This is a genomic window from Paenibacillus sp. DCT19 (assembly GCF_003268635.1).
In the GTDB taxonomy this organism is placed as follows: domain Bacteria; phylum Bacillota; class Bacilli; order Paenibacillales; family Paenibacillaceae; genus Paenibacillus.
The window spans coordinates 5,145,681-5,170,681 of record NZ_CP029639.1; the positions used below are offsets into that span (position 1 = coordinate 5,145,681).

Below are 25,001 nucleotides of genomic sequence, written 5' to 3' on the forward strand. Positions count from 1 at the left end.
TATATCACGCAATATATTAAAAATCAATGCAAAGGTGAAATATATCTTTTACCCGTTCCATGACAAGATGTACACAGCTCTACATAAGGTAGGGTGCTCTCTTCACGCACCTTTTTACGCGTTAGCTCCAACAGTCCCAACTTGGTCCAGCCCATTACAAAAGCTTTGGTGCGATCCTTCTTGAGCTCACTCTCCAGCGCTGCGGATACTTCTTGACGATTGGAGGCTTCCGTCATATCAATGAAATCTACGATAATCATGCCACCGATATCTCTTAGCCGCATGAGACGCGCAATCTCAATCGCTGCCTGCATGTTCGTTTCCGTCACGGTCTCCTCAAGACTATCTCCACCCGCGCCAGTGTATTTGCCCGTATTCACATCGACCACCGTAAGCGCCTCTGTATGCTCTATGACGATGTATCCACCTCCAGGTAACCACACCTTACGAGCAAAATCCTTATTCAATTGCTCCTGCACGCCATAAGCGGCAAATATCGGTTCTGATCCCCGATGTACCTGTACTTCTGGCTGGTGACCTGGACAGATCTCCTCAAGCAGAGCTGTCACCTCACGGGCTTGCTCCTCGCTATCCGTAATCACTACATCACTGCCTGGCGTGTACACATCCCTGATGATTCGCTGTACCATACTTTGATCCCGATGAAGCAAGCTTGGAGAAGGCAAACTGTTCGCTTTTTCACGAATCAAACGCCACTGCTCACGCAATGTTTCGAGGTCAGATTCAATCGCCTCGCGCTGTTCCTCTGCAGATACGGTACGGATAATAAGCCCTTCTTCATCCCTCTTGAGCTGATCACCAAGTGCTTTGAGGCGGGAACGATCCCCTTCACGGGCGATCTTCTTGGACACGGCTATGTAATCTGCCATCGGCATATAGACAAGCCATCGACCAGGCAGAGAATAATGAGTCGTCACCCGAGCACCTTTACCTCCTACGGGTTCCTTCAGAACCTGAACAATCACATCCTGACCTGGACGAAGCAATTCGGAAATAGAAGGCTTCACTTTAGGCTGTTTCTCCAGATGAGGATGCAACACGTCATCAACATATAGGAAAGCATTTTTTCTCTGACCAATATCCACAAAAGCAGCCTGCATACCCGGTAATACGTTGACTACACGCCCTTTGAAAAAGGAGCCTAGTAGCCCTCGCTCTCGTGTACGCTCTGCTGTAAACTCCACAGCTTTGCCTTCTTCCAGAAGCGCCATTTGCATGAGGTTATGTTCGTTATGTACAATCATTTGTTTCATGGCTTCACCTCTAGAAGACAATTCACATCATCCACATCCATTTCTATATCATTGCAATACCCATATGTATATGTATTACCCCAATGAAGAGCAGGTTCACCAGCAACTTATGACTTATCAGCATTTTGTTTAAAATAGGAACTGATAATCCGTTGCTCAGGCAACACAGCTAAAATTCGCCCCTGTCGATTCATCACATATACCATATGGTATCTCTCTCTCTTTAATAGACGCAAAATGGTGTCCAAAGGTTTCGCGGGAAATGAGATTATCGGCTGCGCCAAACTACCTATAGCCGCATGATGGACAAAAGCCGCTTCTCTATTCATTAAGAAGCGGATAAATCGATATGGAATATTCCGGTAATCAGTAACATTGGAGTAGAACAGAAACAGCCCCACTAACAGGATATTTAAGGGGAGTCCGTAATCGCCAGCAATCCAGCGCCCTACAGCATATACAATAACCCCTATACTGACGAGAATACTTATTCTGTACGTCCACATGAGGGTTGTATAATAAGGAGCGACCAGGCTGACTAGTGCCTGTACAATTTTCCCACCATCAAGTGGCAAGATCGGCAGCAGGTTGAATAAAGCAATAAGCAAGTTCCCTTGGATAATGTAGGACAAGAAGATTGGATCTCCAACATGCATGTACTGCAATAGCAATACCACGCCCACCATCAATATGTTCTGCATGGGTCCGGCGAGCGCAATCACAATCTCTCGCCAAGCCGTAAGTTTGCCCCCATCCTCAATTACCGCTACCCCACCAAAAGGGAGCATCTGAATAGATACAACACGGCAACCCAGAAGAGCTGCCGCTGCCGCATGTCCACACTCATGGATAAACACAATGGCAAACAATGTGATGAGCTCAATAAAATGACCGGTTACAAGCGAAGCCAGCATGATGATAACAAAGAATGGATGCATGGAAACGCGGACACCCCATAATCTAATCAAGGGCAACCACTTCAGCGGGATCTACGTACTGTTCGCCCTCTTTAACAGCAAAATATAATGTAGCGGGTTGTCCATCATTACTTGATTGTAGGTTCCCCACAGGAGACCCTGCCTCTACCCAATCATTCACTTCAACTTCGCTCTCATGTAATCGTCCATATATAGCAGTCACATTGCCCGTATGCTGAATCACAACCGTTATGCCACTTTCCGCTTCCCCCAGAACCTGAAGCACGCGTCCAGCATCCGAGCTGGCTACTTGTATGAGGCTTGAACCAGCAGCTTCCGGCACGATTTCCACACCCTTCATGCTCAAGGCAAAAGGCTGAACAATGGTTCCCGAGATCGGTTTGGCCAATAGTGAACGAATACCTGAGCCATTGACAGCATCTGTTGTATGTCCTAACACAGGTAGAAAGGATGGCGGACCGCCAAAGTTCTGATTATACCATGCGGCCATGGAGGCAAAGTCCATATCTCGATGAAGAGCGTCCGTGATCACTGTTTTGGGGGAGACGCTCCATGTGTTGTTCAACTGAAACAAGCCCCATACTGCACCAAAAATAACAATACTAATCACCGTACGACGCACAAACGATTTAACTAGATTAAAACGAACCGGATGATCTGATCCATAGTAGCCGTTCTCTTTTTTCCACAAAATCTCCGGATCTCGCTCTTGCTCCGCTACCGAATTCTTCACATTGAAAAATCCATTCTGACGATCTGCAACCGGCTCGTTCGGCTGTTTCCTCCATACATTCGCATCTGTCCTCGAATTGACTTCCCGCTCTTGAATAATCTCCCTCGTTGCATCATTCAGTAAACGCCGGATGCGCTCTTCTCTTCTCTGCTTGATTCTGAGTTTCGCATTCATAATATATCCTCCCGCCGAGGCTTGTTTAAGATATTCACTTGGATAAGCATCACAATTCTCTTACTACATCCTATGAAGGTTCCACTCATAATATGAACAAGCCCTAGGTTATTGCAGAAGACATTCTATAACTAGGTCGTGTCTGAAAAATCGCTGAAGAAAATGCAAAAAAACCGGGCTGATTGCCCGGCTTTATGTAATAGATATCTCATCATGGGAATGTAATTAACCCATACCAAAGAATTTTTTGAAGCGTGTGAACGCGCCTTTTTTCTGCTCTAGCTGCATCAAAGGAACTGTGTCCCCCAGAATACGACGAGCAATATTGCGGTACGCAATCGCTGCATTCGAATCTGGATTCATGACCGTAGGTTCTCCAGAATTCGCGGCTTTGATAACCAGTTCATCATCAGGGACAATGCCGATTAGATCAATGTTAAGCACCTGCAGTATACCGTCAATATCGAGCATATCGCCCGACTTCACCATGTTGTTACGAATCCGGTTCACAACGAGCTTTGGAGATTGGATGTGCGAGCTCTCCAGCAAGCCGATTACACGATCCGCGTCACGCACAGCAGCGTTCTCAGGTGTAGTTACTACGATCGCTTGGTCTGCACCTGCAACTGCGTTCTTGAATCCCTGCTCAATCCCAGCGGGACAGTCAATAATAACGTACTCAAAATCTTTTTTTAGCTCCAAAATAATATCCTTCACCTGTTCTGGTGATACGGAGTTCTTATCTCTCGTTTGTGCTGCAGGCAGCATATATAATTCTTCGAAACGCTTATCTTTAACTAAAGCTTGATTCAGACGGCAGCGGCCATCTGCCACATCACATAGATCATAAATGATCCGATTTTCGAGTCCCATTACGACATCAAGATTTCGAAGACCGATATCTGTATCTACTAGACAAACTTTTTTTCCGAGCAATGCCAGCGCAGTCCCGATATTTGCTGAGGTGGTGGTTTTACCTACGCCGCCCTTACCCGAAGTGATCACGATTGCCTCTCCCATGAGCTACACTCCTTTAAACACATTAAAATCTCGGCGCAACCGAACGATATTGCTCATCTTGTCGATCTGCATCTGATTGTCCTGCAAATAAGCAAATTCCATCCCAGCCTCTCGGCTCTCCCATTCATCAGGTGGACGACTGATAATATCCGCAATACGTAGCTGAGTCGGTGCAAAGACCGATGCCGCGATAATCGCTGTTTCGTCCCCACTGATGCCTGCGTGAGCCATGCCTCTGAGTGAACCCATTACATATATATCCCCGGTACACGTTACTGTGCCGCCCGGGTTGATATCTCCAAGGAACAAGAGATTTCCATCATGATGAAGCACCTGACCTGAACGCACCATACCACACATCGTCATAATCGGCGGTGGCCCTTTAACCTCAGGTTTAAGGGCTGGTGAATCAATGGAACGAATGAGCAAATTACCTTTTTGCTTCAATATATCCAGAATCGCTTCTTTCTGGTTCTCCGTGACCTCGCGACTGCCTAACTTAATATCCACATGAACGATCGGCCCGGTCAAAATATTTTGATGGCTGTGTTCCAGCTTATAGCGGAGCTCATAGAGCAATTCCTCGAATTCACATTGATCGTCCAACAGGAAAACCAAGCCGTCTCGGATGCCTTTAATCGTTACGTGATTCGATTTTACCGTCATAAGCCTGTCCCTCCCATCTCATTACATTTCGTGCCGGAGTCCCTAAGTTCCTGCTTCTCGTCTCACAAATGGTTTAGGATGCTTCTTGTGACTTTTTCTGTCTCTTCGTAATTCGCTCCAATTGCTTGCGCAATGGAACATAAATGATCAATGTGAAAACAAAATGAATAAATAAATTAGGAATCATATATTCAAACAATGCCCAGTCAAATGTCACATGGTTCAGACGGAAAAGCTTATATAGGAAAAATAGTACCGTGTCATTGAGCAAACTCCCTAAAAAGACAACCGTAACCATGATGGGCAGCGGTGCTCGTGGAGCTTGAAAAATGAGTCCGATCATATAAGCAGACAGCCCCATGGAGAATCCGTAAGGTCCGATCATTTCACCATAGAATACCACATCATGGAGCAATCCAAACAGTATACCGAGCACTAACGCTGTATGCCGATGATGATAGACTGCGAAAAAGAGAATCACAATATACACGAGATTAGCAGAAATCCGCATCTGCCATGCCTCAGGAATCAGCAGGGGAAGTATCGTTCCTTCCGCAATGAACAGCACGAACAACAACAGAATCAAGACTTGCTTCCGCGTAACCACTATTCCTTCACCTCAGGTGGAATGATTACGATCAGCTCTTTCCAATCTAGAAAACTCGCATAAGGCTCAATCGTCGCCGTGCTTGTTAAACCGAACTCGCTCTTCTCAACACTTTTGACCTCGCCAATGCGCATGTACTTCGGAAAGTTATTGATGATGCCTGAAGAAATAATCTCGTCGCCTGCTTTGATATTCGAATCTTCGGCGATCTTGGTCATTTTCAGCATGCCTGTCTTCGGATCATAACTCTCGATCATACCAAACACTTTCTCTTTGCCAACGGCTGTAGCCGCAATAGCATTCGAATTGGGATCATTCGCATCCATTGAAGTCAACAAATTAACGGTTGAAGTGTATGAGCTGACATGACTGACTACACCAACAAGTCCCTGCTGTGAAGTTACCGCCATACCCGGCTGGATACCTGCATTTTCACCAATGTCGATGTTAATCGTTCTGCTGTTTGGATCAGAATTGGCACTAATAACTTGTGCAATACGTGACCCGTAGTTATACCGGTTCTTCTGTTCATCTGTAAAATTAAGTGCTTCTTGTAATTGCTTGTTCACTTGCTCCATATCATTATACTTCAATCGATCTCGGGTGTAGTGCCCCAGTGCGATCCGCAGTTCTTCATTCTCTGAATATACCGCACGCATGTTCGCTACATCTTTGAAAAAGCCCGCTACATAAGAAGCGGGCTTGTAAAATACGTATTGTACAAATCCGACTGAATCCTTCAGGAATTTCTCCGGCCAGGATAGAGCGGTTCGCGGTCCGAGCGTAAAGCCCATCAACGCGATAAATGTAACAAGGCCCACCAGCAAAACAAAAAGTCTTTTGTTGCCCAGCAGCTTAAACAGTTCCAACACCCTCTAACATCCATTATTCTCTTCCGAGCCATGCCCGGTGGGGAGACTGTCAGATCATAGTCCCGTCGAGAATATTCACAGGCCTCCCCGGGCAGCGGGTAATAGCTCTTTCGGCTGTACCGACCCTCTTCATTGGCTAGGTCGTTTCTGAAAACTCCCTAATGTCTCTTGAAGGTAATCCATCTACAACAGAATACCTCAATAGACAATTCGAATATGATTATCGTTTAGAACGAACTGCTGAACTGCTTCTGCTTTTGAATAAATGGATGTTCTCAAGAGCTTTTCCTGTCCCGATTGCTACGCAATCAAGTGGGTTCTCCGCTACAATAACCGGCATGCCAGTCTCACCTGCAAGCAACTTGTCCAAGTTACGCAGCAAAGCGCCGCCGCCTGTCAGAACGATTCCGCGATCCATAATATCCGCAGCAAGCTCAGGTGGACACTTCTCCAGTGTCACTTTAACTGCGTCAACGATTGCATTTACCGTATCTGCCAGTGCTTCACTGATTTCGTCGGATGTGATCGTAATTGTTTTTGGCAGCCCCGTAACAAGATCACGGCCGCGAATTTCCATAGTCTCCACTTGCTCAAGCGGCATAGCTGAACCGATATCCATTTTCAGTTGTTCGGATGTACGCTCACCAATCATCAGGTTGTATTGACGTTTAATGTACTGGATAACGGATTCATCCATCTCGTCACCTGCCACACGTACCGAACGGCTTGTTACAATCCCGCCAAGAGAAATAACGGCTACTTCCGTCGTACCGCCACCGATATCTACAACCATGCTGCCTGTTGGCTCCCAAACTGGAAGATCTGCACCAATTGCAGCAGCAAAAGGCTCTTCAATGGTGTATGCTTCACGAGCTCCAGCTTGTTTGGTTGCATCTTCTACAGCACGTTGTTCAACGGCTGTAATCCCGGAAGGTACACATACCATTACATTGGGATGACGCTGAAACATCGAACGTTGTTTTTGTGCCTGACGAATGAAATATTTAATCATCGTTGCTGTTGTATCGAAATCAGCAATAACGCCGTCTTTCATTGGACGAATGGCACGGATATTCCCCGGTGTACGACCAATCATTTTTTTAGCAGATTCACCTACAGCTTCAATGCTTTTAGTATCTGTGCGCAGAGCAACTACGGAAGGTTCCCGCACCACGATTCCTTTTCCACGTACATAAACCAATGTATTTGCTGTCCCCAAATCAATCCCCAAATCTTTCGTAAAACCACCAAACATAACGTAATCTCCTTTTCTGCCTCATATAGCCGCTCCAGCTTGAAAGCTAGAGCGTTTCATTTGCATTCATACCGCAATCGCGGAGCTAATATTTGCATTCATTTTTTTGTTGTATCCATTGTTTAGTTGCATCAGTAAAGTGAACCTATCTTCTACGGACAACGCCGTCATCATTCATAGGAAAACATCAACGCCAACCATTATATTATACTAAGCCCTTCTCCTTCAAACTTACGTATGTTCCATCTCCGATAATAAGGTGATCTAGCACGTCTATACCTACAATGCTACCGGCTTCAATCAGTCTCTTGGTGATTTGGATATCCTCCGGGCTTGGCGTTGGATCACCGCTAGGATGGTTGTGCGCACAGACAATAGAGGCGCTACTACATTTGATGGCAGCCCGAAATACTTCACGTGGATGGACAATCGAAGCATTAAGGCTACCCATGGAGAGTGTTTCCTGGGCAATAATATGATTTTTGCTATTCAAAAAAAGGCAAACAAAATGTTCTTTTTGCAAATAACGCATCTGTTCAACCAGAATATCTGCCGCATCTCGTGGTGTCCGGATGGAAGGCGATTGCGTTAACTTGCTCTTGGCAATACGATGTCCAAGCTCAATGCTCGCTTTCAATTGCACTGCCTTAGCTTTTCCGATCCCCTTCATGGCCGTCAGCTCTTCGAGACTTTGATCCATTAACGAGCGGATTCCGCCTGCGTCAGTTATAATCCGCTGTGCCAGATGCACTGCTGATTCATTCTTCGTACCTGTGCGAAGTAAAATAGCCAGCAGCTCTGCATGGCTTAATGCGCCCGCCCCATATTCCATCAAGCGTTCTCTCGGGCGTTCTTCTTGGGGGATGTCGCGCATCATATACTGAGCCGACTCCATAGGTTCCCTCTTTTCACATCGTCAATCCCCAAAATTTATGCTCTTGGCAGTACATGGATTCCGAATCCATCTAACATGTCACTTAGCAAAGGTAAAGACAAGCCTACCACATTAAAGTAACATCCTTCAATGCGGTCTACTAGTGAAGCGCCAATACCCTGAATCGCATATGAACCAGCCTTATCCATCGGTTCACCTGTCTGAACGTACCCACGAATGGTCGCATCAGACAATTCCTTCATGGTCACATCTGTCTGTCGGTAATTCACTACAGATTGCCCATTACCTGCATCAATACACGCTATCCCTGTAAACACGCGATGTGTGCGACCCTGAAGTTTGGTCAGCATTCGTTCAGCATCCTGTTCATCTACGGGTTTCCCTAAAATCTTGCCATCCAGAACCACAATGGTGTCGCTACCTACAATGACTGCATCCGATCCACGACCGTCAAGATCCCGAAAAACTGCGAGTGCTTTGCGCATAGCGAGTTCCTGAACCGTCTGTTCAGGAGTCCATTCTACTGGCGTATCTTCATCTGCATGACTTGGTATTACTTCAAAAGCTAAATGAAGTGAAGCGATCAGCTCTTTGCGCCGCGGCGAAGTGGAGGCAAGAATTATAGGGCGCTGTTGTACATTTTCCACAATAAATGGCTCCTTATGCTACAGCGACATCTGCTCCTCGTATCACAAAAATTGATGTCGTTGGTCTATTTTTTTCGTCATAATCCGTCATTCTCCTACAGTCTGCGGTACAACCACACGGCAAAAATAATGCCAAACAGACTTAGGAGGCTCATTTGAAATTGAAGTGAAATGTCATAACTAAAAATATCTAGATCAGCCTGAGGCGACCAACGGATGGTCGTGGCTTTAGTAAGAAAAGCTACAGCCTTAACGGGCTGTAGTGCCTTGGCGATCCAAGCTCCAGCTAACCAGCCGAGCAATAGGAACAATATTAACATGCCGAAGTTTTTTTTCATCGGTTATCTTCCCTCGCCATTTTTTGACACCCACATTATTATACGGGGTTTTGTACGTCAATACAAACACAAATCCGGCAAGGGGAACTATTTCCAGTTCCTTGCCGGACAGGGATTCCAAGCGACTGTTATAAGAAGAAAATTTATTGTTTCATCATCTCAATCCACTGCTTCTGTTCCAAAACATATTCCATCAAGTTAGCCTGAACCGTCCACATGTGCACATCAGCCGGATTTTTATTATATTCAGTTACAGCCGTAATTGCATTGTGCATTGACTTCTCCATGTTAGCAACGATCGCACTTGCCTCTTGATTAAGCCCTTGAGCCAAGCTGTTGATCCCACTCAACCACGATTGATGCTGGTTCTCCAATACAGTCATTGCTTCAGCAGAAACGGCCTGAGGTGTGGTTTGTCCAAGTTGACTGATCGATAGAGTAGATAACTGATCTACCAGCGCAGAGCTGCTCGCAAATAGATTCTCCACATCCTTTTCTAATCCGCCCCATGCAGATAAATTAATAGCAGGTACTGCGATTTCTTTGACATACAATTCAACGCCCTCAGCCTTCAATCTTGTGCTTAGCAATTTGGCTTCTTCCCGATCTGCAGAGATACCTGCATACACCCGATTTCCATCCTCTGGATCAGTACCTGCAGCTATCCCCACCTGAGCCAATTCAAGCTTGGCTTGTTCCGCACGTTCAGGTGAACTGAAGACGCCATATTGCAGAGCATAGTAACTGCCCCGGTCATTGCCGCCTGATTTACATCTCCTGCCCCGGTTGTTACTTCTTGCTCCGCCACGGTAGACACCGTCTGATTCCCTGGTAAGTTCACAATGGAGTCCGTGCCATCTTTATTAAAAAAGGAAAGGATCACTATTCCGAAAAGTGCCCCGGTTACTAGAGCACCTGTCACTGATCCAATCATTTTCCAACCTCTTGGAGGACGATTACGCTTATACGAATACTGATCATGGCTTGCTAACCAATCATGGTCTGTGAATTCCGGGTTATTCCTTGCAGTTGTTTGGTCATCTTCAGGCAAGTAATCATATGGTTCTGAATACCCATAAGGAGACTCTGTAGCCACAGGCTTGTGATCTTGTCCTCTTTTGGAAATGGAACGAAAATCAGAATCAGGCTCGGGTGGGTTCACGCTAGTTAGAACCGTCTCCCCCCAATCTACCGGGATATCTTCTGGTTCCCATGCTGGTGTTTTCGCTATATGCAAAGGCTCTTGGTTCCGTGGAATCTCCTCTTTTAACACAAAAGGTTCCTCTACCATTGACTGTACCTTGCTTACAGGCTTGTCCGACTCCTTATCCCCAAAACGAAACGTCATTCTAGCATTACTCACCCCGAACCCTCTCCTTTGTCCCATAATAGAGGTTGCTCAAAAAGGATCATCCTACCTTTCCGAATACTGAAACCGGTCTTTTTGAACAAGCATGTATTACAGCTATATGCAGTAAACGGGTAGAATAGAACCTTTTACATGCAAAAACCGCCTGCTTCACGAAGAAGACAGACGGCCCTGAACACATATGTTGTTGATGACTTAATTACATTACACAGGAGTTACTTCAAAGATTTGGCCAACGTGTCGCCAACCTTCCAAATATCCCCTGCACCCATTGTAAGTACAAGATCTCCTGGCTGTAAACGGTGCTGCAGATCAGCCACAACATCTTCCTTCGTTGGAAGATATCGTGCAGAAGCATTGCTGTTCTGAACAATCAATTCTACCAATTTCGCAGAATGAACACCTTCGATTTCTTTTTCACCAGCAGGCGAATAAATGTCTGTAATCAGCACCTCATCCGCTTCGGCAAAAGCACGACTGAACGCATCCAGCAAGAAGAACGTCCGGGTGTAACGCTGCGGCTGGAACACGGCAATAATCCGTTTTCCTGTCGCTTTGGCTGCACTAATGGTCGCTTCGATTTCCGTTGGATGGTGGGCATAATCGTCGATAATCAACATATCACGGGCTTCACCCAGCACCTGGAATCTGCGTTTGGCTCCATGAAACTGAATAATCGCAGCCGTAATTTGCTCGAATGGAATACCTGCTTCCAGACAAGTAATGACAGTAGCCATCGCATTATAAACGTTATGTTTACCTGGTACAGACAGTTCGACGGTTCCCATCGCAGCACCTTGGTGATTCATTGTGAATGAAATGCGGCGATCGCCCAGTACAATATCTGTTGCTGTATAATCCGCAGCATGATCGATACCATACGTGGTCACACGTGACTTCAATGCCGGAAGAATGGCTTGCACATTCTCATCGTCAGCACATACAATCGCCGTGCCTTCTGGACGAATCTGACTTAGAAACTGTACATACGCTTTTTTGAGTTCCTCAAAGTCGCTGTTGTAGTTTTCCAAATGGTCAGCTTCTATGTTCGTCACAATACCAAGCCAAGGATGATATTGCAAAAATGAACCATCACTCTCGTCGGCTTCAGCAACGACCCAGTCGCCTTGACCAGCCTTCGCGTTGGTGCCCACATTCATGATCTCCCCACCAATAATATACGTTGGGTCTGTATCACATTTTTCCATAACAAGGGCAATCATGGACGAGGTTGTTGTTTTACCGTGCGCCCCAGCAACAGCTACTCCCTTACGCTCGTTCAACAAACGCGCAAGCATCTGAGCTCTGTGCAAAATTGGGATATTGAGCTGCTCTGCCGCAACCCGTTCCACATTGTCCGCCGGAGCTGCCGTTGAATAAACAACCAAGTCTGCTCCGTTGACGTGCTCCGCCGTATGTCCGATATATATTTTCGCTCCTTTGGCTGCCAACTTCTCGGTCAACTCCTGTGAAGCGACATCCGATCCGGTAACGGTGTATCCCATCTCAAGCATAACTCTGGCGATGGCACTCATACCATATCCGCCAATTCCTATAAAATGAACGTGTTCCGATGTATTTAACAAAACTTTCACCAACCTTTTTCAGAATCGGTTTGATGCAAAAGGGCTGCTCGCACATCTGCAATTAAATACAGTGTACCAGACACTACCCCCAGATCCTCCGCTTCCGTCCGTGACTTTAATAAATCAAGTGCCTTCGCCCATTCAGGCTCGACGATGATTTCCAGCTCCGGCTTCGCAATGGCAGGACGCACCCGTTCGACGATCTGCAGCAGATCGGCTGCATCCATTTTGCGGCGGAAGTCTGGTTCAGTCAGGATCAGCGTATCCACTAGTGGCAGTATATGCTGCAAATACGCTTCGTGATGCTTATTCGCCAGCATACCCATCATCAAATTTAACTTGTTGTGGGGATATACGTCGATAATGCTCTTGGCTAGTGATTCGGCACCTTCAGGATTATGTGCTCCGTCCAGAACAATTCGAGGTTCATCGATGACTTTCTCGAACCGTCCTGCCCAGAAGGCATGCTCCATTCCAAGTAGAATATCTTCTTCATCCAACATAAATGCCATGTACTGGCGTAGCAATTCAAGTACCATAAGCGCACCCGCTGCATTGTCACATTGATGGACACCTTGCATACGGATACGTACGTCAAGCTCACGGAAAGGTCCTGTAAAATGGAAAGATTGACCCTTCACGTCGCTATCCAGCCTATGATAAGTAAACTGTCTACCAGCCAAGTACATGGTTGATCGGAGTCGCTCTGCCGTCTCTTCAATCACCCTCACTGCTTCTGGTTGAGTTGCAAGAGTAACGACCGGCACACCCGGTTTAATGATCCCCGCCTTCTCGCTTGCAATCAATTCAATGGTATCGCCGAGTACATCCGTATGATCCATACCAATGTTAGTGATAATCGATACGACGGGTGTAACGATGTTCGTTACGTCCATCCTTCCCCCAGCCCGGTTTCCCATACTACAACATCGGGGTAACACTCTTCAGCGTAATAAAGGAGGGCAAGTGCCGTCGACACCTCAAACATCGTAGGTGAACCAAGCTCGGTAGCTGCCATATCATGTACCAAAGGATGTAATCGATTAGACAATTTCAACAACGTCTCTTCAGGAATATCTTCCCCGTTATACTGGAAACGGTTCGTAAACTTCGTAATATACGGAGATGTAAATGTGCCAACATCATATCCCGCCTGAAGAAGAACTGACGTCAAAAAAGCGCAAGTCGAACCTTTGCCGTTCGTTCCCGCGACATGAATAAATTTAAGACGTTGATGTGGATTACCGAGCCGGGACATCAATTCTATGATTCGTTCCAGTCCGGGTCTGATCCCAAAAGGAATAAGGCCATTAATCCAGTCCACAGCCTCATTATACGTTCGTAAAGGCGTATTCACACCTGTCTCATTAAGTTCAGTCATCTGCTTCACCTTCGGTCATGAGTTTGATTGAAAAAAGCGGCCGGATGGCGTCATTCATCTCCACCCGACCCAGTTATTCTTAACCTTTCAGTTCCTTGATCCGGGCAATGACTTTATCCCGTTTATCCGAATAATCCGCTTGTTTGGCACGTTCTTCTTCAATAACTTTGGCCGGAGCCTTAGCAACAAAGCCTTCGTTTGCCAGCTTTTTCTCTACACGGAGTACTTCGCCTTCAAGGTTCTGTAACTCTTTCTCCAGGCGAGCCACTTCCTGCTCAATATCAATAAGTCCTGCCAGTGGCAAATACAGCTCAGCCCCTGTAATGACAGCAGTCATTGCTTTATCGGGTGAATTGAGATCAAGCCCGCTGTCGAACTCAGACGTATTACAGAATCGTTGGATGTAATGGCTATTGCGCTCAATGATGCTATACGCCTCTGGGCTGTTCGCTTTCACCATCAACTCAATCTTCTTACTCATTGGCACGTTCACTTCAGCGCGAATGTTACGAACGGCACGAATTGTGTCCATCAACAGATTCATCTCTGCAACGGCTTCCGGGTTCTCCAATGCTGGATCATATACCGGCCAAGCAGCCAGTGTAATGGTCTCGCCTTCATGCGGTAGATGCTGCCAAATTTCCTCGGAGATATATGGCATAAACGGATGAATCAAGCGCATGGTCTGGTCGAGCACATAAGCCAGTACGGACTGTATCTTTTTCTTCGCCACAGGATCTTCGCCGTAGAATGACAGTTTGGCAAACTCAATATACCAGTCACAGAGATCATCCCAGATGAAGTTATACAGCAAACGGCCTGTTTCCCCAAATTCGTATGCTTCGATTAGACGCGTAATATCTCGGGAAGTTTCGTTCAGACGGTGCAAAATCCAATAGTCTGCTGTTCCGAGCTCTCCAGAGATGTCGCGATCTTCGAACGTGAAGCCTTCCAGATTCATCAGAGCGAAACGAGAAGCGTTCCAGATTTTGTTCGCAAAGTTACGCGCCTGCTCTACACGTTCCCAGCGGAAACGTAAATCCTGACCCGGTGTGCTGCTCGTTGAGATCATATAACGCATCGCATCCGCGCCATATTTCTCGATAACATCAAGCGGATCTACACCGTTGCCCAGTGATTTGGACATTTTGCGTCCATCTGCATCACGAACAAGACCGTGCATCAGAACATCCTTAAACGGAATTTCATCCGTGAATTCCAATGCCGTAAAGATCATACGGGATACCCAGAAGTAAATAATGTCATACCCCGTTACAAGTACACTTGTTGGGTAATAACGTTGCAGATCTTCTGTGTCTTCCGGCCATCCGAGTGTGGAGAACGGCCATAGAGCAGAACTGAACCATGTATCCAATACATCCTCATCTTGTCTAAGTTTACGTCCCGCGTTTTCAGGCAAGATTGTTGGATCTTCTGCGGATACGATGATTTCACCTGTCTCTTCGTCATACCATGCAGGGATACGATGTCCCCACCACAACTGACGGGAAATACACCAATCGCGAACATTTTCGATCCAGTTCAGATATGTTTTCTCAAAACGGTCTGGGACGAAGTTTACGCCATCTCCACCTTTTTGCTTCTGAATGGCTCTTTCTGCAAGAGGTTTCATCTCTACGAACCATTGTGTGGACAGATATGGCTCAACTACAGCTCCAGTCCGTTCACTGTGTCCAACTTGGTGTGTATGATCCTCAATGTTAATCAGTACACCGAGTCCCTTCAGATCGGCTACGATCTGCTTACGGCAGTCACTGCGATCAAGTCCTTGATATTTGCCAGCCTCTTCATTCATCGTACCGGTCTCATCCATCACCGTGATCTGAGGCAGATTATGACGCTGACCTACTTCAAAGTCATTCGGATCATGTGCAGGCGTAATTTTAACCGCGCCACTTCCGAACTCTTTATCCACATAATCATCGGCAACAATCGGAATTTCGCGTCCGATAATAGGCAACACGAGCATTTTGCCAACCATATCTGCATAGCGCTCATCCTTCGGATGGACAGCAACCGCTGTATCGCCAAGCATCGTTTCAGGACGTGTTGTTGCTACAGTAACGTAACCACTTCCGTCTTTGAGTGGATAACGCAGATGATACAAGTGACCCTGTACTTCTTTGTATTCAACTTCAATATCGGACAAGGCCGTCCGGTTTACTGGATCCCAGTTAATAATACGTTTGCCTCTGTAGATGAGACCTTTCTCATACAATTGAACAAAGACTTTACGTACAGCTTGAGACAACCCTTCATCCAGCGTAAAACGCTCACGGGAATAATCGAGAGAAAGCCCCATTTTACCCCATTGCTGACGAATGGTTGTTGCATACTGATCTTTCCAGTCCCATACTTTATCCAAAAACTTCTCGCGTCCAAGGTCATAACGAGTTAGACCTTCTTCACGTAGTTTCTGCTCAACCTTGGTTTGTGTAGCGATACCGGCATGGTCTGAACCTGGCAACCATAGCGCATCATATCCTTGCATCCGTTTCGTACGAATCAGAATATCCTGTAGTGTAAAATCAAGTGCGTGCCCAATATGCAGCATTCCTGTTACGTTAGGTGGCGGGATTACAATTGTGAAAGGCTCAGCGTCCTTACGTTGTCCTGCCTTGAAATATCCACGCTCTGTCCAAAAGGAGTACCATTTCTGCTCGGCAGCTTTTGGATCATAGGTTGTTGGCATTTCAGGTGTAGCTGATTTTTTTTGTTCAGACATGTGTCATTCCTCCGTTACTTCATCATCATCGCCAAAAAACAAAAAAACCTTTCATCCATCAAAGGACGAAAGGTTAGCTTTCGCGGTACCACCTTTGTTTCACGCAGACCAATAGATACAGATCTCCCTTACGGGTACACGTGACACTTCAAGCAGATAACGGCTGCTACCGGCCTATCCTACCTCACAATGAAATCATCCGTCAGATCATTTCGTGAATTCAAATAGGCAACTCCCGGGCGACTTCGAACAGTTGGTTCCTGCGGAATTTCTCAGCGATACAATCCCACTCTCTGAAAGGTCATCCTGTCTACTACTCCCGATCCAAGTTATTCTTCAAAAAAACCTAAACACATCATACCCTGACCATGCGCGATAGTCAACCTGGCAACAGCGGAATAAGGCAAGCCCGCTCACACTTAGCACTTAAGACGTCATCAAGAAAGCCTGCTTGAGATTATAAACGATGAATACACAGCACACCAGGTGAAATAACCGACGTCCAATATAGGAGTTCAGCTATAATACGAAGGGATTGGGAGAATTGTTCCACTGCCACCTGGGAGCATTACATGGCTCATATTCTTAACTTCTTTAGTTCATTTCTAGATTTGCAGCATATCCTTACGAACAACCAGATTGGTTGGAGCACACGTTTCGTTTCAAAAAAAGTAGCAAAAACCCGTCATCCCTAGGGATAACGGGTTAAGTTAACTTACTAGTTACAACTACGGTATATATAAGATCTGTCCTTCTTCAACAACCTGTTCAGATAAACGATTGTAGAGCTGAAGCTCCCGTGTGCTTAACTGATACCGATCCGCAATCGTATCCAGTGTCTCTTCTCGCTGAACAATGCATAATTTCACTTTACGGAATGGAGTCTGTTCCACGATCGTACCAAGGAATAGATTTTTCCATTGTCCATCGTCAGACGAGTAAGCCTCGACAGGTACTGCATCTGTGGCTGCTTCATCTTCTCGATCTGTATCTGCCTCACGTACGGCTCTGCCAGAGGATAACAAGGAGGAGATGCCCACCCCATTTTCCTCTCTTAGAGAAGATTCCTTTTTGCTACCAAAAGCCACTTTAAGCTCCGGCTTGTCTTCCGTCTCAGCTACAGGTTCAGGGATCACTGCACTTGCTTCAGCGAACCCTTCCTCATCCGAAGCCTCCTGTAAAGGTCGGTCTGCTCCTGCCGTTTCTAATTCAGAAGGGGCAAACACTTCCTGCCAATTCTCCTGAGCCTCGGCAACTTGGGAATTATCCTGTTCAGGAGCCGATCGAGCAGATTCAAAATGCCACACATTAGGTGTCTCTTCTTGCACTGTCGGCTGATCTAATCCAGCATTCGTATGTAAGGTCTCCACAGAAGGCTCGGACCAAACAGACGATGGTTCTTCAGCCAGCGGCACTAAGGGTTCTGACTCAGGATAAGAGGCTAGACGATCCGCAGTTTCAGCCATAAAGGAAGATACCGGTGATGGTGTATCAGCGACATCATTCTGAGCCGGTTCCTCTCCTTGAAAAATGAAGGAAGTATACGCCTCGTCCACAGCATTTGGTCTGTATGCTTCTTCCTCGGCTTCCGGTTGCTCCGCATAGGTAGGTTCCGTGAATGACTGGGATACAAGCTCTGGGTGCTCTGCGTCTTCGCCGCGAATAGACTCATCCGTCGCTTGCTGTGAATTATCCTCGAACTGACCGGCCAACGCGGCATTGCCTGACTCGATCAATCCTTCCTCTTCACTACGTTGCAGCAGGTATTCTTGTGCGAAGGTATTCAGATTATTTTCCTGTTCTAACTCTGACTCTGTGGAACGCTGACCCTGCTGTGGGTCTGGTGAATGTACAACCGTAAACTCATCAGCTGTCCACACTTGTGGTTCTTCCACCGGGAAACCCTCAATACCTCGAAGGGATAGAACTCCAGTAATGTTCAGACTGCGATTCGTTAACAAGTCGACATCAAAATTTTCGATTTCGATAGAAATGTCCTCAATGGATCTTACTCGATTCAAGGGTACCGTGATTTCAACAGGAATAAAATGTTTCAGCTCCTCTGCCACTGTATCCTCACCGCGGTACGTACCTGTGAGTAGAAGATGGCCTCGCAATGTGGCATGATCGTCCTGACCGATGACTTGAATACGCGGGTATAACTCAATTTCCTCTAACTCTTCAATTGCAGGGACTCCCTCAGACAAATGAACGCGCTCATAAATATCGAACCGTAAACCATAGGGTTGATTCAACAAAGGTGGCGTCCTCCTTTCGGCATATGTTCACCATGATCCTTCTCATGGGACTGATCCATGGTCTAAATCCTTCGTTACCCAATCTATATGCCATGGATGAGATGAGCATGCCACCTTTGTTCAAACCTTCTATATTTATTAGTTGTTAGAGGTTGTTCAAAAAGTCCGCTTTTGATTACGAGGGATGCCTGACGGCATCTCAGCATCGAAGATGGAATTCAGCCGAAATGTCCGTTGCTCACGTAGCTCAATCTACGCTCCGCTACTCCATTTCTAACTTCATTCCATCTTCTCGGTACTGAAAACCGACCTTTTTGAACACGAACTATTACTTTTCACGATCAATCAGTTGTTTAAAATCATCGGGCCAAGGATCTGCAACCTCAATTGTTGCTCCGGTAAGAGGGTGCTTGAACACCAATAGCTCTCCATGGAGAGCTTGACGTCCAATGTGGTCCGGCTTCCCTCCATACAGTTCATCTCCAATTAGAGCATGTCCCGCATAACTCAGATGAACCCGGATCTGATGTGTTCGCCCGGTATCCAGCGTAAGTCGAACTAAGGTCGCTTTCGGAAAGACTTCTACAATCTGAACGTGAGTGATCGCCTCCTGTCCATTCGGAGAGACACGTCTACGTTGCTTATGATGTCTATCCTTGCCAATTGACGCATTAATCAGCTGTAGCGTCTTGGGTACCTGTCCCCCAGCAATCGCCACGTAATGGCGTCCGATCTCTTTACTACGCATCGCTTCATCCAGTTTGGCGAGGGCAAAAGCATTTTTGGCATATAACACAGGGCCAGTTGTATCCTCATCTAATCGGTGCACATGACGTACGCTCGCCTCAATACCGTTCATCTCATAATACGAAGCAACCGCATGATCCAGCGTAATTGCAGTGTCTGCTCGGCTCCCATCGGGATGCAACTTCATTCCAGCAGGTTTGTGCACAACCAGGCAGAAGTCATCCTCATATAACACATCAATCTCTGCCCACAGTGGTTCAACATCAAGTGGGCGAGATGCAAAAAGGGCCAGCCGAAGCCGGTCCCCTGCAAGTTGTATACCCTGATTCGCTTGTAGCTGACGTAGCATCTTCTCGGGGAGCTGGAGTTCAGATTGCAGCCATTGCTCCACAGCCATCTGCTTATCTGAACTACCTGTCACCACTTTGCCAGGCATCAGTTCAAGCCAATCGCCTCGGCGTTTCCAACTTTTGATGCTCATAAGGACAAGAGAGCTTTACGATTAGCTTCGATGGTATCATCGATGTCTTGCTCTGTGTGCACACCAGAGACGAACATTCCTTCATATTGAGAAGGAGCAACACTCACACCCTGATCAACCATTGCAGCAAAGTAACGACGGAATTGATCCAGATTGCTTTCTTTTGCGATATCATAATTTGTTACTGGAACGCTACTGAAGAATGGGCATACCATCGAACCCACCCGGTTAATCGTTATCGCCACACCTGCTTCTGCTGCATTCTTCTCAAATCCAGCCTGCAAACGAGCCGATAATGTCTCCAAACGATCATAAACCTCAGGTGTCAGTAGCTTGAGGGTTGTGTAACCTGCTGCCATTGCGAGCGGATTGCCACTGAGTGTACCTGCCTGATAGATCGGTCCAGATGGTGCCATTTGCTCCATTAGATCACGTCGGCCGCCATATGCACCTACAGGTAGTCCACCACCAATGACTTTACCAAGACATGTTAGATCTGGTGTCACACCATAACGCCCCTGTGCACAGTTCAGACCCACACGGAATCCCGTCATCACTTCATCAAAAATAAGCAAGCTGCCATACTTCGTTGTTAAGCTGCGCAGCCCTTCAAGAAAACCTGGAGCCGGAGGAACAACACCCATATTACCTGCAACTGGCTCCACAATTACAGCTGCCAGCTCTTCACCAAAGCGTTCAAAAGCAAGACTCACAGACTCCAAATCGTTGTAAGGTACTGTAATCGTATTTGTAGCCACACCTTCAGGTACACCCGGACTATCTGGAAGACCCAGTGTTGCAACACCTGAGCCTGCTTTGATGAGCAAGCTGTCCGCATGTCCATGATAAGAGCCTTCAAATTTCAAAATTTTGCTGCGTCCGGTTACACCACGAGCCAATCGAATTGCACTCATCGTTGCTTCCGTACCCGAATTCACCATCCGCACAATATCAATCGATGGTACACGTTCACATACAAGCTTAGCCATCTCGGTTTCAAGCAACGTTGGTGCACCAAAACTTGTTCCTTTGAGCGCTGTTTCCCGGAGGGCTTCTACAACATCAGGATGTGCGTGTCCCATAATGAGCGGACCCCATGAACCTACATAATCAATAAAGACATTGCCATCAATATCGTAAATCTTAGAGCCTTCGCCACGTTCTGCATAAATAGGCGTTAGCCCTACCGATTTGAACGCCCGAACCGGGCTATTCACCCCTCCCGGTATGTACTGCTTCGCTTCTTCAAATGCGCTGCGTGAGCGCTCATCATTTCGACGATTTCCTTGTTGTGCAGTCATGAATATCCTCCTTAATATCCTGTAATCAAACGCAAACTATTACTTCTCTGCCAACCAGCGTGAAGCATCTTTTCCGTAGTAGGTAATAATCATATCTGCGCCTGCACGCTTCATACTAAGCAGGATCTCCATCGCAACCTTTTTCTCATCAATCCACCCTTGGAGGGCTGCTGCTTTAACCATCGCGTACTCACCACTTACGTTATAGGCTACGAGAGGCAGATCGAACTGATCTCTAATCGTACGCAACACGTCCAAATAGGAAAGTGATGGTTTTACCATAAGCATGTCTGCACCTTCAAGCACATCGGTTTCGGCTTCACGTAGAGCTTCACGTGCGTTGGCGGGATCCATTTGATATGATTTGCGGTCTCCAAACTGCGGTGTAGAGTCGGCAGCTTCACGGAATGGGCCATAGAATGCCGAGGCGTATTTTACCGAGTATGACATGATTGGAATATGACTGAATCCATTCTCATCGAGTCCCGCTCGAATGGCTTGTACAAATCCATCCATCATGTTGGAAGGAGCAATAATGTCCGCCCCTGCTTTAGCTTGGGATACTGCTGTCTTCACCAATAGCTCCAATGACTCATCATTTAGAACATCCCCGCAAGTATGACCATCTACCTCAAAAGTGTGCACCATACCGCAATGTCCGTGATCTGTGAATTCGCACAGACAGGTATCTGCGATAACGAGCAGCTCTGGATACCAGGATTTGATCAATCTCGTAGCTTCCTGCACAATACCATCTTCGGCAAAACCCGATGAACCAACACTATCCTTCGTCTCTGGAATACCAAACAGCAGCACAGCCGGAATACCTAGTTCCGCAATCTCGGTCACTTCTTCTTGAAGACGATCTAACGAGAAACGGAATACACCTGGCATCGATTTTATTTCGGATTTTACATTCTCTCCATACGTCACATAAATGGGCTGAATAAAATCATCCACACTTAGCTGATTCTCTCTGACCATGTTACGGATACCTACAGATTGACGCAAACGACGATGTCGTACAATTGGAAAACTCATCGTTAAAACCTCCTTCAAAAGTTATATAGAGCAAAAAGGGAAGCGCGCTGGTTCTTAACGAATTCAGCACGCTTCAGCCATCCGGATCTATGCAAACGCTACGTGAAATCGCAATGCATATCAACTTGCGATTCTGAAGTATTTAATCAATGTGAGGAAGATTCAACCGTCGTCGGTGTCCGCTTCCAATCACACAATACGGAGATCATACTCTCGATTGTTGCCTGTTCTGCCATCAAGGTCACCTTCAACCCAGCAGTTTCTGCCGTCTTGGCCGTGACTGGTCCGATGCAAGCAATCTCCACATTTTCTAATAAAGGTAGTGGATCTTGAATCCCCATACGCTTCAGAATGTTCATAAAGTTCGTAACTGTAGATGAGCTTGTAAATGTTACGGCATGAATACCGCCCTCTTCTAACAGTTTCAGTAATTCATCGTCATCCTCACCAGCAAGAATTGTATCGTAGATGATCGCTTCAGTGACATGAAGCCCTCGTTCCTTCAGTTGCTCTGGCAACCAGGAGCGCGCAAGGTCTCCATGAGGAAGCAACACACGCTGTCCTTCCTTCAGCTCGCTTTCGAATGCTTCAAGCATGCCTTCCGCCTGGAAAGGCCCTTTTACCATTTCGGCTGCAATGCCATGTTTGCGCAAAGCTTCTGCTGTAGAAGGACCTACGGCTGCAATTCGAGCACGATGGATGGAGCGAATATCTTGGCCTTCTTGTTCCAGATGACGGAAGAAAAATTCAACGCCATTCACACTCGTGAAAAATACCCAGTCAAATGTATTTAACGCATCAAAGGCTTGTTTGACACTTTGCTTGGAAGACTCGCTTGTTGGCATAATCGTCTCAATGACTGGGAACTCGTAAGGTTCGCCGCCAAGCTCCTCAATCCGATCTACTAATTCGCTGGCCTGACTACGAGCCCTCGTCACCAAAATCCGTTTACCAAACAACGGAAGCGCCTCTGCCCACTTCAATTGTTCCCGTTGATTCACCACATCACCGACAACAATGACAGCAGGAGGCTGAAAATTAGCAGCCAGCACTTTAGCTTCTATATTTTCAAGCGTACCCGTAATTGTATCCTGCTCCGCTCTCGTGCCCCAGCGTACTAATGCCACTGGCGTCTGAGCTGGTCGACCATGGCGAATCAATTGTTCGCTAATATAACCAATTTTGGCGACACCCATCATAAATACAAGTGTACCCGTTGCATTCGTTACTTTATCCCAATGGATGCTGCGATCCAGCTTGTCCGGGCTCTCATGTCCTGTAATAATAGAAATCGACGAAGCATAGTCGCGGTGGGTCACTGGAATTCCGGCATAAGCAGGCACACTAATCGCTGCTGTTACACCAGGCACGATCTCAAAAGGAACGCCGTTTTTACGTAACAAATCCGCTTCTTCGCCAACGCGTCCAAATATGGTTGGATCCCCGCCCTTGAGTCTCACAACCACTTTTCCTTCTAGCGCAAGATCCACCAACAACTGATTGATCTCTTCCTGTTTCATTGTATGTCGGTCAGGTCGCTTGCCCACGTAAATCTTGACAGCTCCTGGCTTCATTTGTTTCAACAGCCTTGGACTAGCCAAGCGATCATATACCACCGCGTCTGCCTTGCCAATTGACTCCCATCCTTTTACGGTAATCAGCTTAGCATCTCCCGGGCCTGCTCCTACCAAAAAGACCTTTCCCACCATGTCTTCATCCCCTAACTTCTGCCAGTATCTGCTCTGCTCCCCGTTCAATTAGCCTCCACGCGACTTCTTCTCCTAGACGAACCGGATCTTTACCGGTCAGAGCTTCTTTCAGTATCAGTCCGCCATCAGGCGTACCAACCATACCTGTTAATTGTAACTTGTTTTGTCCATTCGGGGAATCTGTATCTTCCTGTGGCACCCAGACGGCATACGCCCCAATCGGAACCTGACAACCGCCATTCAACACGCTCAGGAAACGACGCTCCGCCAGTACAGGCCCGGCGGTCTCTGGATCATTGTACAACTGCAATAAATGCAACAATTCTGCATCATCTTCACGGCATTCGATACCCAATGCACCTTGACCTACAGCAGGTAGGCAAGCTGTCTCAGACAGATATTCTGTAATGCGATCCTCCCAGCCCATACGGTACAGCCCAGCAGCAGCCAATATAATCGCATCCAAACCTTCTGTCTCCAGCTTGCGTAGACGAGAATCAATGTTGCCACGCAGTGACTCCAGTTGAAGGTCGGGACGATAAGCTTTCAACTGGCTGGAACGACGCAAGCTACTTGTTCCGACTCTAGCACCCTCTGGCAATTGATCCAGTGTGAGACCTCCATTCGAGATCAAGGCATCGCGGGGATCGGCACGACGAGGCACTGCACCATTAATCAAGCCCTCGGGTAATTCGGACGGCATATCCTTCATGCTGTGTACAGCCATATCAATTTTGTGATCTAACATGGCTTGCTCAATTTCTTTTACAAACAGCCCTTTGCCTCCCACTTTGGACAGTGTCACATCGAGAATCAGATCTCCCTTAGTCACGATCTTATGTACTTCAAAATCAAATGCTAATCCTTCTCGCTCACAAATCTGGCGCAAATCGTTAATAACATGACCTGTCTGGGTTAAAGCAAGAGCGCTCTGTCTACTTCCAACTTTAATTGTACGCATGT

21 protein-coding genes, 1 pseudogene and 1 other annotated feature are annotated in these 25,001 nt (G+C 46.7%); all 22 genes and pseudogenes read right to left on the minus strand.

All coding sequences use genetic code 11. From position 1 onward, the window contains the following. Positions 1–23: 23 nt before the first annotated feature. Positions 24–1,274, minus strand: coding sequence for an Rne/Rng family ribonuclease (locus tag DMB88_RS23540; RefSeq protein ID WP_128103294.1), 1,251 nt, complete (start codon positions 1,272–1,274; stop codon positions 24–26). A 107-nt stretch (positions 1,275–1,381) separates the two neighbouring features. Beyond that, positions 1,382–2,242: a M50 family metallopeptidase gene (locus DMB88_RS23545; RefSeq protein ID WP_128103295.1), complete on the minus strand. Its 861-nt coding sequence runs from the start codon at positions 2,240–2,242 to the stop codon at positions 1,382–1,384. Next, a complete protein-coding gene (locus DMB88_RS23550; RefSeq protein WP_128103296.1) occupies positions 2,235–3,119 on the minus strand; it encodes a M23 family metallopeptidase in 885 nt (294 codons plus the stop codon). The genes DMB88_RS23545 and DMB88_RS23550 overlap by 8 nt, the downstream gene beginning before the upstream one ends. Before the next feature lie 225 nt (positions 3,120–3,344). Then, positions 3,345–4,139 carry a septum site-determining protein MinD gene (gene minD, locus DMB88_RS23555; protein ID WP_056697960.1) on the minus strand — a complete coding sequence of 265 codons (795 nt, stop codon included), beginning with the start codon at positions 4,137–4,139 and terminating at the stop codon, positions 3,345–3,347. Positions 4,140–4,142: 3 nt separating this feature from the next. Then, positions 4,143–4,805 carry a septum site-determining protein MinC gene (gene minC / locus DMB88_RS23560; protein ID WP_128103297.1) on the minus strand — a complete coding sequence of 221 codons (663 nt, stop codon included), beginning with the start codon at positions 4,803–4,805 and terminating at the stop codon, positions 4,143–4,145. A gap of 73 nt (positions 4,806–4,878) precedes the next feature. Continuing rightward, positions 4,879–5,412, minus strand: coding sequence for a rod shape-determining protein MreD (gene mreD / locus DMB88_RS23565; protein WP_128103298.1), 534 nt, complete (start codon positions 5,410–5,412; stop codon positions 4,879–4,881). Beyond that, positions 5,412–6,284, minus strand: coding sequence for a rod shape-determining protein MreC (gene mreC, locus DMB88_RS23570; RefSeq protein ID WP_128103299.1), 873 nt, complete (start codon positions 6,282–6,284; stop codon positions 5,412–5,414). The genes mreD and mreC overlap by 1 nt, the downstream gene beginning before the upstream one ends. Positions 6,285–6,504: 220 nt before the next feature. After that, complete coding sequence (locus tag DMB88_RS23575; protein WP_056697973.1) at positions 6,505–7,539, minus strand: rod shape-determining protein; 1,035 nt, start codon at positions 7,537–7,539, stop codon at positions 6,505–6,507. A gap of 205 nt (positions 7,540–7,744) precedes the next feature. Beyond that, positions 7,745–8,434: a RadC family protein gene (gene radC, locus DMB88_RS23580; protein ID WP_128103300.1), complete on the minus strand. Its 690-nt coding sequence runs from the start codon at positions 8,432–8,434 to the stop codon at positions 7,745–7,747. Between the two features lie 35 nt (positions 8,435–8,469). Then, positions 8,470–9,081 carry a Maf family protein gene (locus tag DMB88_RS23585; RefSeq protein ID WP_128103301.1) on the minus strand — a complete coding sequence of 204 codons (612 nt, stop codon included), beginning with the start codon at positions 9,079–9,081 and terminating at the stop codon, positions 8,470–8,472. A gap of 95 nt (positions 9,082–9,176) precedes the next feature. Then, a complete protein-coding gene (locus DMB88_RS23590) occupies positions 9,177–9,419 on the minus strand; it encodes a DUF4321 domain-containing protein (protein ID WP_056697981.1) in 243 nt (80 codons plus the stop codon). A gap of 143 nt (positions 9,420–9,562) precedes the next feature. Further along, complete coding sequence (locus DMB88_RS23595; protein ID WP_128103302.1) at positions 9,563–10,153, minus strand: SPOR domain-containing protein; 591 nt, start codon at positions 10,151–10,153, stop codon at positions 9,563–9,565. Next, positions 10,081–10,782: a hypothetical protein gene (locus tag DMB88_RS23600; RefSeq protein ID WP_128103303.1), complete on the minus strand. Its 702-nt coding sequence runs from the start codon at positions 10,780–10,782 to the stop codon at positions 10,081–10,083. Before DMB88_RS23600 ends, DMB88_RS23595 begins: the two co-directional genes overlap by 73 nt. Before the next feature lie 221 nt (positions 10,783–11,003). Beyond that, the gene (gene murC, locus DMB88_RS23605; protein ID WP_251384244.1) at positions 11,004–12,323 is read right to left on the minus strand and encodes a UDP-N-acetylmuramate--L-alanine ligase; all 1,320 of its coding nucleotides are present in this window, start codon (positions 12,321–12,323) and stop codon (positions 11,004–11,006) included. 56 nt (positions 12,324–12,379) lie between these two features. Next, positions 12,380–13,755, minus strand: a pseudogene (locus tag DMB88_RS23610) (folylpolyglutamate synthase/dihydrofolate synthase family protein). Positions 13,756–13,834: 79 nt separating this feature from the next. After that, positions 13,835–16,501, minus strand: a complete 2,667-nt coding sequence (locus DMB88_RS23615; protein WP_128103305.1) for a valine--tRNA ligase — start codon at positions 16,499–16,501, stop codon at positions 13,835–13,837. 58 nt (positions 16,502–16,559) lie between these two features. Further along, positions 16,560–16,837 (minus strand) — a binding site (T-box leader). 392 nt (positions 16,838–17,229) lie between these two features. Beyond that, positions 17,230–18,759 carry a LysM peptidoglycan-binding domain-containing protein gene (locus DMB88_RS23620; RefSeq protein ID WP_128103306.1) on the minus strand — a complete coding sequence of 510 codons (1,530 nt, stop codon included), beginning with the start codon at positions 18,757–18,759 and terminating at the stop codon, positions 17,230–17,232. 328 nt (positions 18,760–19,087) lie between these two features. Further along, on the minus strand, positions 19,088–19,987 hold the full coding sequence (locus DMB88_RS23625) for an RluA family pseudouridine synthase (protein WP_128103307.1): 900 nt from the start codon (positions 19,985–19,987) through the stop codon (positions 19,088–19,090). Further along, positions 19,984–21,288 carry a glutamate-1-semialdehyde 2,1-aminomutase gene (gene hemL / locus DMB88_RS23630; protein WP_128103308.1) on the minus strand — a complete coding sequence of 435 codons (1,305 nt, stop codon included), beginning with the start codon at positions 21,286–21,288 and terminating at the stop codon, positions 19,984–19,986. Before hemL ends, DMB88_RS23625 begins: the two co-directional genes overlap by 4 nt. Positions 21,289–21,327: 39 nt before the next feature. Continuing rightward, positions 21,328–22,329: a porphobilinogen synthase gene (gene hemB, locus DMB88_RS23635; protein ID WP_128103309.1), complete on the minus strand. Its 1,002-nt coding sequence runs from the start codon at positions 22,327–22,329 to the stop codon at positions 21,328–21,330. Between the two features lie 146 nt (positions 22,330–22,475). Then, positions 22,476–24,038 carry a uroporphyrinogen-III C-methyltransferase gene (cobA, locus tag DMB88_RS23640; protein WP_128103310.1) on the minus strand — a complete coding sequence of 521 codons (1,563 nt, stop codon included), beginning with the start codon at positions 24,036–24,038 and terminating at the stop codon, positions 22,476–22,478. 4 nt (positions 24,039–24,042) lie between these two features. Further along, positions 24,043–24,999 carry a hydroxymethylbilane synthase gene (gene hemC / locus DMB88_RS23645; RefSeq protein WP_128103311.1) on the minus strand — a complete coding sequence of 319 codons (957 nt, stop codon included), beginning with the start codon at positions 24,997–24,999 and terminating at the stop codon, positions 24,043–24,045. Positions 25,000–25,001 lie beyond the last annotated feature (2 nt).